Source organism: Halalkalibacter krulwichiae, assembly GCF_002109385.1.
Classification (GTDB): domain Bacteria; phylum Bacillota; class Bacilli; order Bacillales; family Bacillaceae_D; genus Halalkalibacter; species Halalkalibacter krulwichiae.
Map to the genome: position 1 here is coordinate 1,115,683 of NZ_CP020814.1, position 12,917 is coordinate 1,128,599.

Below are 12,917 nucleotides of genomic sequence, written 5' to 3' on the forward strand. Positions count from 1 at the left end.
ATGAAAATGAGATGGAGGTCGGATGGAGATGAGGAAAGTTCTATCCAGTATTTTAAGCGCAGTCCTTGTTTTAAGTTTAGCGGCACCTATGGCTAGCGCAGCAGAACCAAAAGCTAAATTAGCAGAAAAGGCATCTTCAGCTATTGTAATTGAACGAGATACTGGGGAAGTTATTTTTGATAAGAACAGTCAAGAAAAGCTCCCACCTGCAAGTATGACTAAAATTATGACAATGCTTTTAATAATGGAAGCTATTGATGAGGGAAAACTTGCTTATGATGATGTTGTTCGGACAAGTGAATATGCAGCTTCAATGGGAGGTTCACAAATCTTTCTAGAGCCCGGTGAAGAAATGTCAGTAAGTGATATGTTAAAAGCAATTGCTGTAGCTTCAGCTAACGATGCATCTGTAGCGATGGCTGAACATCTTGCTGGTACTGAAGATGAGTTCGTCGCAATGATGAACGCGAAGGCAAAAGAACTTGGGCTTGAAAATACAAATTTTCTAAATACGAATGGTTTACCAGCGGAAAACCATTATACGACAGCTTATGATCTTGCTATGATTTCAAAAGAGCTATTAAAGTATGATGATATTACTAAGTTCACTGGAATTTATGAGGATTATCTAAGAGCTGATACGGATGATAAATTTTGGCTTGTTAACACAAATAAGTTAGTGAAATTCTATCCTGGTGTAGACGGATTAAAGACCGGATATACAAGGGAAGCGATGTATTGTCTAACAGCAACAGCGGAGAAGAATGGTATGCGTGTCATTACCGTCATTATGGGAGCTCCATCGCCAAAGGAACGAAATGCACAAATTACGTCAATGCTTGATTATGCCTTTAGTCAATATCAAACACATAATCTTTACGACCGTCAGCACATTTTAGCAGATGTTGAAGTAAGTAAAGGTGATAAAGATACTGTTCCTGTCGTTACTTCTGAATCAGTTTCAATTTTAACTAAAAAAGGTGTCAAAATTGACGATGTCGTAGAGCGTTTAGAAATTGATGCAAATCTACAAGCGCCTATTAAACAAGGAGATGTAGTTGGAACGTTATTCATTGAACGTGAAAATGAAGTTCTTAGCGAAACACCGCTAGTAGCTGGCGACGATGTGTATGAAGCATCATGGTGGAAATTGTTCAAGCGCGTTTTCGCTAAATTTGGAGCAGCATAAGGCTGTTTTTGACAACTTTCTTCGAATGAAGACTAGTTTTGTCAGCTGGCAGGAAGTAGGAAGGGCGAAGGCGAAATTCTCTCTAGCAAATAAAGCACCATTTGATAACTCATATAGGTGAGCTAACTAGAGGGAGTGATAATAAAATGAGTTTACGAATTGATCTAGAACAAAAAGGCGGTGTCTTACTCGTCCGCCTTGAAGGTGAGTTAGACCACCACACAGCAGAAGAACTTAGAGGACAGGTTGAGCAAAAGCTAGCCGACGGGCAAGTAAAGCATATTGTCTTAAATCTTGAATTGTTAACATTTATGGATAGTTCAGGTTTAGGTGTCATTCTTGGCAGATATAAACAAGTGAAAGCGAATGACGGTGAAATGGTCGTTTGTGCTATTTCATCATCAGTGAAGCGATTATTTGAAATGTCTGGCTTGTTTAAGATTATTCGTCTTGAAGAAAGCGAACAATTTGCTTTACAAACTTTGGGGGTGGCTTAAACGATGCAAAATGTGATGGATTTGAAGTTTTCTGCTCAGAGCCAAAACGAGTCGTTTGCACGAGTTACGGTAGGTGCATTTATTGCTCAGCTTGACCCAACTATGGATGAGATGACAGAAATTAAAACAGTCGTTTCGGAGGCTGTAACTAATGCAATTATTCATGGGTATCATAATCAACCCGATGGGATGGTTTATATTCATTGTAAGTTAGACAATGGCACAATTGAATTAACCATTCGTGATGAGGGTTTAGGTATTCAAGATATTGAGGAAGCGCGTCAACCATTATTTACAACGAAGCCAGAACTTGAACGATCAGGGATGGGCTTTACGATAATGGAGAATTTCATGGATGAGCTTCAAGTTGTCTCTGAACCGATGATTGGTACAACAGTCTTTGTAAAAAAAACACTTACAAATAGCAAAGCTATGTGTAATTAAGGAGTTTTGCCTATGGATGTCGAGGTAAAACAACAACAGAAGAAGAAAGCTCATTTCACTGACGCAGAAGTAAAAGAGCTGATTGCAAGAAGTCAAAACGGAGATCAAGATGCACGAGACATGATTGTTAATCGTAATACGAGACTCGTTTGGTCAGTCGTTCAGCGTTTTATGAATCGTGGGTATGAAGCTGATGATTTATTTCAAATTGGATGTATAGGGTTAATTAAATCCGTTGATAAATTTGATTTATCTTATGATGTTAAGTTCTCGACATATGCTGTACCTATGATCATTGGAGAAATTCAACGCTTTCTCCGTGATGATGGAACAGTTAAAGTCAGTCGCTCAATAAAAGAGTTAGGCAATAAAATACGGAAGATGAAAGATGAGATGACTAAGTCTCTTGGGCGAACGCCTACGGTTAATGAAATTGCAGAGCAATTGGAAATTACGCCGGAGGAAGTGGTGTTTGCTGGAGAAGCTAGTCGATCTCTTTCTTCCATTCATGAAACAGTCTATGAAAATGACGGAGATCCAATCACTTTACTAGATCAGATTGCTGATCAATCAGAAACGAAGTGGTTTGATAAAATTGCTCTCAAGGAAGCGATTCGAGATCTGGATGAACGAGAGAGACTAATTGTATATCTCCGTTATTATAAAGATCAAACGCAATCAGAGGTGGCAGCAAGGCTTGGGATTTCTCAAGTGCAAGTTTCTAGGCTTGAAAAGAAAATATTAGAACAAATGAAGATAGAAATGGGAGATGCCTAAGTATTTCTCTTATCTTAATCATTTTAATAAAGGCCATACAGAAGGTTAATCCTTTCTGCATGGCCTCTTATTACTATAGTTATACATGATTGAAAGGCTCAGACTCTCCTGATCATTGTGAATAGTCAGTCCTACTAAAGTCAGATAAATAAACCTTCAAGCTTCGTTTTGTAATCACCTGATACAATTCCTCTTTCTGTAATAATCCCAGTAATGAGTTCAGCTGGTGTGACATCAAAGGCAGGATTAAACACTTTCATATCAGCAGTTGTAACAAGCTGTCCATTTAACTTACGAATTTCATCGGCATGCCGTTCCTCAATCTCAATGTCTTCACCAGAAGAGGTGGCTAAATCAATAGTAGAGAGAGGGGCAGCCACATAAAATGGAATTTGTAACGCTTTTGCTAGCAATGCTAACCCATATGTTCCAATTTTATTTGCGGTATCTCCGTTTGCTGCGATCCGATCGGCACCAACGATTATAGCATTTATACCTTTCGTTTTTATTGTATGAGCAACCATGTTGTCTGTAATTAACGTAACATCTATACCGAGTTGTTGTAATTCCCAAGCAGTTAAGCGAGCGCCTTGTAAAACAGGGCGTGTTTCCGATGCAAAAGCTTTTAAATGGATCCCACGCTCTTTGGCAATATAAAAAGGTGCTAAAGCAGTTCCATACCGAGCGGTTGCGATCCCGCCTGCATTACAATGGGTCAGTAACGTATCCCCATCTTGAAATAAATTAATGGCATGTTCGCCAATGGAGCGACAGACATCTTCATCTTCTTTGGCGATTACGTTCGCTTTGTCTAGTATAGCCTCTTTCGCCTTTTTAATAGTAGAAACTCGTTCAACAACTGATAATATACGTTTGATTGCCCAAAATAAGTTCACGGCAGTAGGTCGAGATGTTTCCAAATATGCAGCCTGCTTCTTTAGGTCTTCACAAAATTCGTTGAAATGATCATGTTGACTTTGTTGAGCCCACAAAGCTAGACCGTATGCGGCTGTTATTCCAATGGCTGGAGCGCCTCTAACTTTTAGTTCAAAGATGGCTTCCCATACATCTTCAATTGCTGTAAGCGTAATAAATTCTGTTTGGCTTGGTAACAACCTTTGATCAAGTAATGTAATATGATCGTTGCTCCATTCAACAGATCGGATCGGTGTATTAAGCATATTTAGTCACTACCTTTACTAAGTGTTCGATTGATGAAATATCTTTTCTATTTAAAATGATTTCTTTTCCAAGGCTAAGTGCTCTCTGTTTAACCTGATTTCGTACTTTTAGGTCGATAATCGCCTCAACGTCTTCGACTCCAGCTAGGCCAATCATTCTGCGAATCACCTTACAACCAGCAAAACCAATCATGTCCTTGAATATTTGATCCAATGTTTGTCCTAGGTAACCGTTCGTATTCATAAAAGCATCTTGCGGATGTTTATTCCAAAGAACCGTAAATTCTTCTTCGAACACATTCCAGGTTTCTGTAATAACTGTAAGTAAATATTTTTGGAATTCTGCTTTTTTATCAGGATGATCAGCTAAATGTACATCTTGAGATAAGTAGTTAAGGATAATATTAGCGACGAAAGCTCCTATATCAAAACCGATTGGCCCGTAATAAGCAAATTCTGGATCAATGACAACAGTTTCATCATCATTGGCAAAGATACTTCCTGTATGTAAATCGCCATGTAAAAGTGTTTCAGCTTTTGTTAGAAATGTTTGTTTCAGCTGTGCTACTTCGAGTTTTAAAGATTGATCGGCCCAAATGGTTTCTGCAACAAATGGTTTAAGTTGTTCATCAATATTATTTGTATCATGATCAAAGAATGGATCTGTAAACACGAGGTCTTCTGTAATTTTGCAAAGCTCAGGGTTGATAAATCGACCACTTTGTATTTTTTTCTCTTGTTGGTTTAAACCAAAATCAGAATTATAGAAAAGAGTATGGGCTAAAAACAATCCAATGTCTTTTGCTAATTTAGGATACTGGACTGCTTCGATCAATCCTTTTCTGACAATCGTCAGATGGGAAAGGTCATCCATTACTGTGACAGCTAATTCAGAATCACTGTAATAAACTTTAGGTGTGTAATTAGGAACAAGTTGATAAGTCCGTTTTAAAGATTCGCTTTCAATTCGTGAGCGGTCAAGGGTGAGTGGCCAACTTGTTCCAACTACCTTTGCATATGGCAAGGCTTGTTTAATAATGATCGATTTCCCAGTTAATTCTTCTTGAATACGGAAAACTAAATTTAAGTTGCCGTCACCGATCTCATGTGCGAAGAGGAGATCATCTTCGTTAAAAAGTTGTAAATCTTTGCTAAGTTTAATAGCTGTATCAGTAGTTAAAGGTTCGTAAGTTGTGTCTTTAAGAGTTGTCATTGATATCCCTCCATGTTTGTTCCCTGTTATAAAAATAAAAAAATCCTCTTGAATATAGATCAAGAGGATTGAAACAATGCGTTGTTCGTTCCTCTTATCTGTCAGAATTCATTCATTCTGTTGGAAGTAGCACCATTGCTTTTAATAAAGCCGGTTGCCGGGCGTCATCGGTCCAATTCCCTCAGCCTTCTCGTGATAAGAGTTATCAAGTTTAAAGTTGTTTGAAATTATCTTACACAGGGATATCTTACTATGTCAACTGATTTTTTAGAAAATTACGTGTTTGTTTAGCTTGATAAAATGTTTATTTTGATATACTACTAGAGATAGGCAAAAAAGATTGACGCATTAAAAAAATGCTGTCATAATTCAAAACTATCTAAATTGCAAAACTCTTCTAAAAAAGTATTGTATGTGTAATGATGGAGGTAGAGTGTAGTGAGTGAAGTTCAAGCAACATATCTTCTTGAGGCAGAACAAGCCAACTTAAATAAAAAAGCTGAAGCAATTGCATTGGGATTAACAGTAGGTTCGTGGACTAACCTTCCTGCTGTTGAACAAGAACAACTGGCAAAACATAAGGGAAGGGTTGTTGAAGCTAAGATGATTGCAGAGGGTAAAGCAATCATAACAGTTGGCTATCCAAGTGCTAATTTCTCAAATGATCTTCCCGCTGTTTTAACAACGACTTTTGGGAAGTTTTCACTTGACGGGAAAGTTAAATTATTAGATTTAACGTTTAGCGATGATATAAAACATGGATATCCCGGACCAAAATTTGGATTGGAAGGAATACGGCAATTAACAAATACATATGATCGTCCTTTATTAATGAGTATTTTTAAAGGAGTTATCGGACGCGATCTCCATTCTTTAAAAGAACAGATGAAAGCCCAAGCGTTGGGTGGAATTGATATTGTTAAAGACGATGAAATTTTGTTTGAAAATGATCTAACACCACTTGAAAAACGCATTCCAGTTTGTCAAGAGGCGTTACGAGAAAGCTATGAAATCACTGGAAAGAGAACCCTTCATGCTGTTAACCTCACTGGGAAGACGATGGAATTAAAAGAAAATGCATATAAAGCGGTGGAGTTGGGAGCGGATCTGCTTTTATTTAATACATTTGCGTATGGGCTAGATGTAATGCAGGCTCTCGCTGAAGATCCAAACATTCCTCTTCCGATAATGGCTCATCCGGCGTTTTCAGGAACGATGATTTCTTCACCGGACTATGGTTTAGCTCCCGGACTTCTTCTAGGTAAGTTAGCACGTATGGCTGGAGCGGATTTAGTGTTGTTCCCTTCTCCATACGGTTCGGTAGCAATGGCTAAAGAGGAGACTCAAGCGATTGCCAAACATTTGACTGAAGATGACCAGTTTAAGAAAGCTTTTCCGGTTCCTTCAGCAGGTATACACCCAGGTTTGACTCCGAAGTTAATAGCTGATTTTGGTGTTGATAGTATTATTAATGCTGGTGGAGGAATACACGGCCATCCAGGAGGGGCAGCTGCTGGTGGAAGAGCTTTTGTTCAGGCTATTGATGCGGTTTTAGCGAATCAACCTTTACATGATGCCGCTAAAGATTACGAAGAGCTCGCCAAAGCCCTTGAGTTGTGGGGTGGAGAATGAGTACGAATCCAATTATTTTCTGTGATTTTGATGGCACGATTACGAACAATGACAATATTATTGCGATCATGAAAAAGTTTGCGCCATCTGGATGGGAAAACATAAAGGACGATATTTTAGCACAACGTATTTCGGTAAGAGAAGGGGTCGGTAAACTATTTGGACTCCTCCCTTCCTCACTTAAAGAAGAGATGACTGAATATATTCTAAATGATGCAGAAATTAGAGAGGGATTTGGGGCATTTGTTGAATATGTCAAACAACATCAAATTGACCTAGTCGTTGTTAGTGGAGGCATGGATTTCTTTGTTCAACCATTATTAAAGCAGTATGATCTGCCCATTTATTGCAATGAGGCAAAATTTGATGAGGAGACAATGCGAGTTGAATGGCCCCATCTATGTGACGAAAAGTGTAACAATGAATGTGGGTGCTGTAAGCCTTCCATTTTAAGAAAAATTAGTCAAAATCGTTTTAAAATTGTCATTGGAGATTCTATTACGGATCTTAAGGTCGCACAGCAAGCTGACTTCGTAATTGCAAGAGACTTTTTGCTAGAAAAGTGTCAACAATTACAGCTTCGCCATGCTTCCTTTGAGACATTTCATGATGTCATTCAGACATTGAGAGAACTTGAGGTGAAGAGATGAATTCACAATGGAATGAATTAGCTGCTATTAAGCGAGAGCTTGCAGCAAGAGATTGGTTTCCGGGAACGAGCGGAAATTTATCTATAAAGGTTAGTGAGGATCCCTTAACATGCTTGGTAACAGTCAGTGGCAAAGATAAATACAAAGAAACTGAATCAGACTTTGTCCTAGTAGATGAAGATGGAAGGCCGCTTACAGATCAAGGGAAACCATCCGCTGAAACCGTTATTCATCTAGAAGTATATAAAAAAACTGACGCAGGTTGCAGTTTACACGTACATACATTAGATAATAACGTCATTTCAGAGCTCTATGGTGAAAAAGGTTCAATTACGTTTCGAAATGTTGAACTTATTAAAGCTTTAGATATTTGGGAAGAAGATGGTGAATTTACGATTCCGATCGTTGAAAATTGGGCAGATCTCCCTAAGCTCGGGAAAGCAATTAGTGAAAAGATTAAACCGGATACAAAAGCAGTTCTGATCCGTAATCATGGAATTACCGTTTGGGGAAGAAATGCATTTGAAGCAAAAAGACATCTTGAAGCATGTGAATTTTTATTTTCATATCAATTAAAATTATTGCATGCAAAAGCTGCAAATCTGAAGGAGGTTTTATAACGTGGCAGTTATTAAAGTGAGAAACAGTGGGGAAGTAATTGAAGGGGTAGACAAAGTACATGAATTTTTAGAAGCGCAAGGTGTCTTCTTTGAACGCTGGGACATCGGGAAATTACCAGAGCATTTAGTAGAGAAGTTTGATTTAACAGATGAGGACAAAGCAAACATTTTAAACGTTTATGATGAGGATATTCGTTCATTAGCAGAGCGTAGAGGATATGTGAATTGGGATGTCATTGCATTATCAGATCAAACACCAAATATTGAAGAATTATTAAAAAAGTTTGAGCAAGTGCATACACATACAGATGATGAAGTTCGTATCATTACAGCTGGTCATGGAATTTTCATTGTAAAAGGTGATGAGAAAACAGGATATTTTAACATTGAACTTGAAGCTGGTGACGTGATTTCCGTTCCAGAGAATACTCCACACTTCTTCACGTTAATGGATGATCGTCAAGTTGTTGCTGTTCGTCTATTTATTGATACGGATGGCTGGGTGGCGCATCCATATGAAGAGAAAGAGCATCAAATTTAAAGACTCCTATATGTTTAAAGAACGAGGCTAGGACATAACTAAAGTGTTTTATTGAAAATACGAATGATGATAACGTTAGCGAAGTATAATTTCCGGAGCGGATGCTACACTATTACGTTTGAATTTTTCGTTAATAAAACTCTCTTGTCCCGGCTTCGTTTTTTATTTGGATATATATGGGCTAAGGCTGAAACGATTTGACACCTTCTTACGTTTTATCCATGCATAATTTAGTAGATAGTTACCAATACTAGTTAAAGTTTGGAAAAATGTGAGCAAAGTAGGTGTCATGATGTGCGGGTTTGTTGCAGGAATATTTACTAATGCAAAAAAACACTATGATGATAGATTAAAAGCTATTAATGATTTAATTACCCATAGGGGACCTGACCAAGAAGGCTATATGAGAGGAGAGCATGTCGAGTTAGCGTTTAGTCGATTGAGTATTATTGATTTAGAGGGTGGATATCAACCGCTTTCCTATGAGAATGGCCGGTATTGGATTGTGTTTAATGGTGAGATCTATAATTATTTAGAGTTGAAAGCTGAGCTTCAGGAAAAAGGGAAAACTTTTGTAACCAATTCAGATACGGAAGTCATTCTTGCTCTTTATAGTCAGATTGGTGGAGAAATGGTGACTCGTTTAAGAGGGATGTTTGCATTTGTTATTTGGGACAACTTAAAAAAAGAAGCGTTCGCAGCAAGAGACCGATTTGGAATAAAGCCACTTTATTATTTAGAGAATGATGATGAAGTGTGGTTTGCATCAGAGAAGAAGAGCTTATTGAAAGAGGAGGAGAATGTGAATCAGCAAGCACTACAACATTATCTGTCCTTTCAATATGTTCCCGAACCTTTAACGATGACTGAGTCAATTTTCAGAGTTGAACCAGGAAGCTATGTTGTAAAGAAGGTAGGAGCGAAAGCGTGCATAACTCACTATTTTAAACCGGAGTTTAAACCGATTAATCAAACGGAAGATTATTGGAAAATGAATATTCGTGAGACGATGTATGAATCGGTTGATAAGCATATGAGAAGCGATGTTCCCGTAGGGGCATTTTTATCTGGAGGAATTGATTCAACCATTATTGCTGCTATAGCCAAGGAAATAAATCCAGCCATTAAGACATACTCTGTTGGGTTTCAGCAAGAAGGGTTTAGTGAAATTACAATAGCGAAAGAGAGTGCAACGAAATTAAATATTGAAAATCATAGTAAGATCATTACCGCTGAAGAATACCGAGATGAATTGCCAAAAATAATGTGGCATATGGATGATCCACTTGCGGATCCAGCATGTGTTCCGCTTTATTTTGTTGCGCGTGAAGCAAGAAAGCATGTGAAAGTTGTCTTATCAGGAGAAGGAGCTGATGAGCTGTTTGGTGGTTACAACATTTATAGAGAACCTCAAAGTTTAGCTTGTTTTCAATATGTTCCTGATTTACTTAAAACACTTTTAAATCGTTTAGCGCAAATCTTGCCAGAAGGGGTTAAGGGCAAGAGTTTTTTAGAGCGTGGGACAACGCCGCTTGAGTCAAGGTATATCGGAAATGCGAAAATGTTTAATGAAGAAGAGAAGAAGAAATTAGTCAAAAAGTACAACCCTGAATACACAAATGATTTAATTACGAATCCAATTTATCAAATGTCAGTGAATCAACACGCTGTAAATAGAATGCAACATCTAGATATGTACACATGGCTACGTGGAGATATTTTGGTAAAAGCGGATAAAATGACGATGGCACACTCGTTAGAACTTAGAGTTCCTTTCTTAGATAATGAAGTATTTAGTCTCGCTACAAAAATTCCAGTTGAGAGGAAGATAGCGCAGCAGACGACCAAATACATTCTTAGAAAAGCATTTGAAGGAATTGTCCCAGAACATGTATATATGCGAAAAAAGCTAGGGTTTCCTGTCCCCATTAGGCATTGGTTAAAGAGTGAATTATATGAGTGGGCAGTTACTGTTATTTATGAAAGTGCAACAGATGAATATATTGATAAGGGATATATTAGAAAATTACTCGAGGAACATTGTCAAAATAAGATGGACCATAGCAGGAAAATTTGGACTGTTTTGTCCTTTATGGTTTGGCATCAAGTTTATATTGAGAAAAAATATGATACGAGCCGTTGGCATACGAGACGAAGAAGATCAGAAGAACAAGTAATAGAAACAGAAGTGATGTAAAGGGAGACTGTCTAAGGTCAAATGACATTTAGACAGTCTCTTTTCCTTTTTCTAAGGAATAAGGAAGGATTGTTCAGTCATACTAACAATAAACCAGTTTAAGCGAGAGGATGTTGGAGTTTGGTTAAAAGGGGGCAGCATTGGTGAATACAGATGAACAAAAACAGTACCAAAAAAATATAAAGCTATATCAGCCAAAAAGCCACTTTTTAAGGAATGGATTGAAAGCATTTATAGTTGGTGGTTTAATTTGCACGCTCGGTCATGGTATTAGTCAAATCTACATGCATTTTCTTCCTATCACGCAAGAAGAAGCAATGAGTCCTACATTAGCGACATTAATATTGTTAGCAGCACTTGCAACGGGTTTTGGCGTATATGATAAGCTCGGACAATTTGCAGGCGCTGGTTCTCTTGTCCCTGTTACGGGGTTTTCTAATGCGATGACAAGTGCTGCATTAGAGCATAAAAGTGAAGGACTTGTTTTTGGTATTGGAGCAAATATGTTTAAGCTGACTGGCGCGGTCATTGCTTTTGGCGTACTTTCTGCTTATTTGGTTAGTTTAACGCGGTTGCTTGTTGAAATGCTGATTAATTCGTAAAGGACGTGTTGGGATGGAAAGACGAGGTAAGCAAACGTGGCATTTCCAAAGTCCTGTCTACATACAGGGAACTGGAACTGCTGTTGGTCCTGAAGAGTCCCAAGGTCCCCTTGCTGATAGTTTTGATATTAAATATGACAATTTGTATGCCGGTGAGGAAAATTGGGAATTAGCGGAGAGGCGATTAATGAAGGATGCTGTTGAAACAGCATTAAAACAGGCTGAGAAAAAAAGTGAAGAAATTGATTATTTTCTTGCAGGCGACTTATTAAACCAGATTGTCACATCAAATTATTATGCGAGAGAGCTTGAAAGACCTTATTTAGGATTATTTTCAGCTTGTGCTACATCAATGGAAGCCTTAGCGCTCGCTTCTTTATTCATTGATACAGGTGTGGCTAATTTAGTGCTAGCGGCAGTTAGTAGTCACAATGCAACAGCAGAAAGACAATTTAGAAATCCAACTGAATTTGGAGGTCAGCGTCCTGATACTGCGACTTTTACTGTTACAGGAGCTGGTGCCATCATTGTTGGAACAAAGCCCTCTTTAATTCGCATTACAGATGCAACAATCGGAAGTGTGAAAGACTTAGGAATCAAAAATCCTTTTGATATGGGTTCGGCCATGGCCCCAGCTGCAGCTGATACGATAATTACGCATTTGAAAGAGACGAAACGTGACGCTTCTTATTACGATGTCATAGTTACGGGTGACTTATCACGCGTAGGGAGTGGGATCTTGCGCAAGTTAGTATTAGAGAAGGGAGTACAGTTAGATCGTTATGAAGACTGCGGAGTAATGATTTATCACCAGGAACAACCTGTTTTTGCTGGTGGAAGTGGTGCTGCTTGTCCAGCGGTTGTTACATTTGGACATCTCGTAAAGGAAATGAAGAGGGGAAGTATTAAGCGTATGCTAGTAGTTGCTACTGGTGCTTTACTAAGCCCGTTAATGATGCAACAAAAAGAATCCATCCCTTGTATCGCGCATGCGGTTTCATTCGAACGGGAGGAGTAAACATGTTTGATTATTTTGCAGCTTTTGTCGTTGGTGGAATCATTTGTTTTATCGGACAAATGTTAATGGATGTTGGAAAGTTGTCACCTACACATACACTTAGCACACTCGTAGTGGCGGGTGCTTTACTTGATGGATTTCATCTCTATGACCGGTTAATTGATTTTGCTGGTGCAGGGGCAACGGTTCCGATTACTAGTTTTGGACACTCATTAGTTCATGGCGCTATGTCAGAAGGAGATCGATATGGATTCTTCGGTGTTGGGATGGGGGTATTTGAGGTCACTTCAGTTGGAATCTCTTCTACGATTTTGTTTAGTTTTTTAGTAGCAATTTTTTTTAAACCAAAGGGGTGA

14 protein-coding genes and 1 riboswitch are annotated in these 12,917 nt (G+C 38.4%); of the genes, 12 read left to right on the plus strand and 2 right to left on the minus strand.

Going from position 1 to position 12,917, the window contains the following annotated elements; translation table 11 throughout:
* Window positions 1-28 precede the first annotated feature (28 nt).
* From BkAM31D_RS05865 to sigF, 4 genes are all read left to right on the plus strand, one after another.
* Window positions 29-1,189, plus strand: a complete 1,161-nt coding sequence (locus BkAM31D_RS05865) for a D-alanyl-D-alanine carboxypeptidase family protein (RefSeq protein WP_066154549.1) — start codon at window positions 29-31, stop codon at window positions 1,187-1,189.
* Window positions 1,190-1,335: 146 nt separating this feature from the next.
* The gene (gene spoIIAA, locus BkAM31D_RS05870) at window positions 1,336-1,686 is read left to right on the plus strand and encodes an anti-sigma F factor antagonist (protein ID WP_066154082.1); all 351 of its coding nucleotides are present in this window, start codon (window positions 1,336-1,338) and stop codon (window positions 1,684-1,686) included.
* 3 nt (window positions 1,687-1,689) lie between these two features.
* Entirely contained in the window at window positions 1,690-2,130 is a 441-nt protein-coding gene (gene spoIIAB / locus BkAM31D_RS05875; RefSeq protein ID WP_066154085.1) for an anti-sigma F factor, read from the plus strand.
* Between the two features lie 12 nt (window positions 2,131-2,142).
* Window positions 2,143-2,907 carry an RNA polymerase sporulation sigma factor SigF gene (sigF, locus tag BkAM31D_RS05880; RefSeq protein WP_066154088.1) on the plus strand — a complete coding sequence of 255 codons (765 nt, stop codon included), beginning with the start codon at window positions 2,143-2,145 and terminating at the stop codon, window positions 2,905-2,907.
* Between the two features lie 140 nt (window positions 2,908-3,047).
* On the opposite strand, the gene mtnA is transcribed toward sigF, so the two are convergent.
* On the minus strand, window positions 3,048-4,088 hold the full coding sequence (gene mtnA, locus BkAM31D_RS05885; protein ID WP_066154091.1) for an S-methyl-5-thioribose-1-phosphate isomerase: 1,041 nt from the start codon (window positions 4,086-4,088) through the stop codon (window positions 3,048-3,050).
* Window positions 4,081-5,301: an S-methyl-5-thioribose kinase gene (mtnK, locus tag BkAM31D_RS05890; protein ID WP_066154552.1), complete on the minus strand. Its 1,221-nt coding sequence runs from the start codon at window positions 5,299-5,301 to the stop codon at window positions 4,081-4,083. The genes mtnA and mtnK overlap by 8 nt, the downstream gene beginning before the upstream one ends.
* A 91-nt stretch (window positions 5,302-5,392) precedes the next feature.
* A riboswitch (SAM riboswitch) is annotated at window positions 5,393-5,503 on the minus strand.
* Window positions 5,504-5,739: 236 nt separating this feature from the next.
* Between mtnK and BkAM31D_RS05895 the strand changes: the two genes are divergently transcribed.
* From BkAM31D_RS05895 to spoVAE, 8 genes are all read left to right on the plus strand, one after another.
* Window positions 5,740-6,933 carry a 2,3-diketo-5-methylthiopentyl-1-phosphate enolase gene (locus BkAM31D_RS05895; protein WP_066154094.1) on the plus strand — a complete coding sequence of 398 codons (1,194 nt, stop codon included), beginning with the start codon at window positions 5,740-5,742 and terminating at the stop codon, window positions 6,931-6,933.
* Window positions 6,930-7,583: a 2-hydroxy-3-keto-5-methylthiopentenyl-1-phosphate phosphatase gene (locus BkAM31D_RS05900; RefSeq protein WP_066154097.1), complete on the plus strand. Its 654-nt coding sequence runs from the start codon at window positions 6,930-6,932 to the stop codon at window positions 7,581-7,583. Before BkAM31D_RS05895 ends, BkAM31D_RS05900 begins: the two co-directional genes overlap by 4 nt.
* Window positions 7,580-8,203, plus strand: coding sequence for a methylthioribulose 1-phosphate dehydratase (locus tag BkAM31D_RS05905; RefSeq protein ID WP_066154100.1), 624 nt, complete (start codon window positions 7,580-7,582; stop codon window positions 8,201-8,203). Before BkAM31D_RS05900 ends, BkAM31D_RS05905 begins: the two co-directional genes overlap by 4 nt.
* A 1-nt stretch (window position 8,204) precedes the next feature.
* On the plus strand, window positions 8,205-8,744 hold the full coding sequence (gene mtnD, locus BkAM31D_RS05910) for an acireductone dioxygenase (protein ID WP_066154104.1): 540 nt from the start codon (window positions 8,205-8,207) through the stop codon (window positions 8,742-8,744).
* Between the two features lie 292 nt (window positions 8,745-9,036).
* Window positions 9,037-10,941, plus strand: a complete 1,905-nt coding sequence (gene asnB / locus BkAM31D_RS05915) for an asparagine synthase (glutamine-hydrolyzing) (RefSeq protein ID WP_066154107.1) — start codon at window positions 9,037-9,039, stop codon at window positions 10,939-10,941.
* Window positions 10,942-11,084: 143 nt separating this feature from the next.
* Complete coding sequence (gene spoVAC / locus BkAM31D_RS05920) at window positions 11,085-11,543, plus strand: stage V sporulation protein AC (RefSeq protein ID WP_066154110.1); 459 nt, start codon at window positions 11,085-11,087, stop codon at window positions 11,541-11,543.
* A gap of 13 nt (window positions 11,544-11,556) precedes the next feature.
* Window positions 11,557-12,561, plus strand: a complete 1,005-nt coding sequence (gene spoVAD, locus BkAM31D_RS05925; protein ID WP_066154113.1) for a stage V sporulation protein AD — start codon at window positions 11,557-11,559, stop codon at window positions 12,559-12,561.
* 2 nt (window positions 12,562-12,563) lie between these two features.
* On the plus strand, window positions 12,564-12,917 hold the full coding sequence (gene spoVAE / locus BkAM31D_RS05930; RefSeq protein WP_066154116.1) for a stage V sporulation protein AE: 354 nt from the start codon (window positions 12,564-12,566) through the stop codon (window positions 12,915-12,917).

Coding starts and splice junctions, on each gene's coding strand:
- BkAM31D_RS05905 (WP_066154100.1), top strand. CDS start 7,580: ATGAATTCACAATGGAATGAATTAGCTGCTATTAAGCGAGAGCTTGCA.
- spoVAE (WP_066154116.1), top strand. CDS start 12,564: ATGTTTGATTATTTTGCAGCTTTTGTCGTTGGTGGAATCATTTGTTTT.
- BkAM31D_RS05865 (WP_066154549.1), top strand. CDS start 29: ATGAGGAAAGTTCTATCCAGTATTTTAAGCGCAGTCCTTGTTTTAAGT.
- BkAM31D_RS05900 (WP_066154097.1), top strand. CDS start 6,930: ATGAGTACGAATCCAATTATTTTCTGTGATTTTGATGGCACGATTACG.
- spoIIAB (WP_066154085.1), top strand. CDS start 1,690: ATGCAAAATGTGATGGATTTGAAGTTTTCTGCTCAGAGCCAAAACGAG.
- sigF (WP_066154088.1), top strand. CDS start 2,143: ATGGATGTCGAGGTAAAACAACAACAGAAGAAGAAAGCTCATTTCACT.
- asnB (WP_066154107.1), top strand. CDS start 9,037: ATGTGCGGGTTTGTTGCAGGAATATTTACTAATGCAAAAAAACACTAT.
- mtnK (WP_066154552.1), bottom strand. CDS start 5,301: ATGACAACTCTTAAAGACACAACTTACGAACCTTTAACTACTGATACA.
- mtnA (WP_066154091.1), bottom strand. CDS start 4,088: ATGCTTAATACACCGATCCGATCTGTTGAATGGAGCAACGATCATATT.
- spoVAD (WP_066154113.1), top strand. CDS start 11,557: ATGGAAAGACGAGGTAAGCAAACGTGGCATTTCCAAAGTCCTGTCTAC.
- spoIIAA (WP_066154082.1), top strand. CDS start 1,336: ATGAGTTTACGAATTGATCTAGAACAAAAAGGCGGTGTCTTACTCGTC.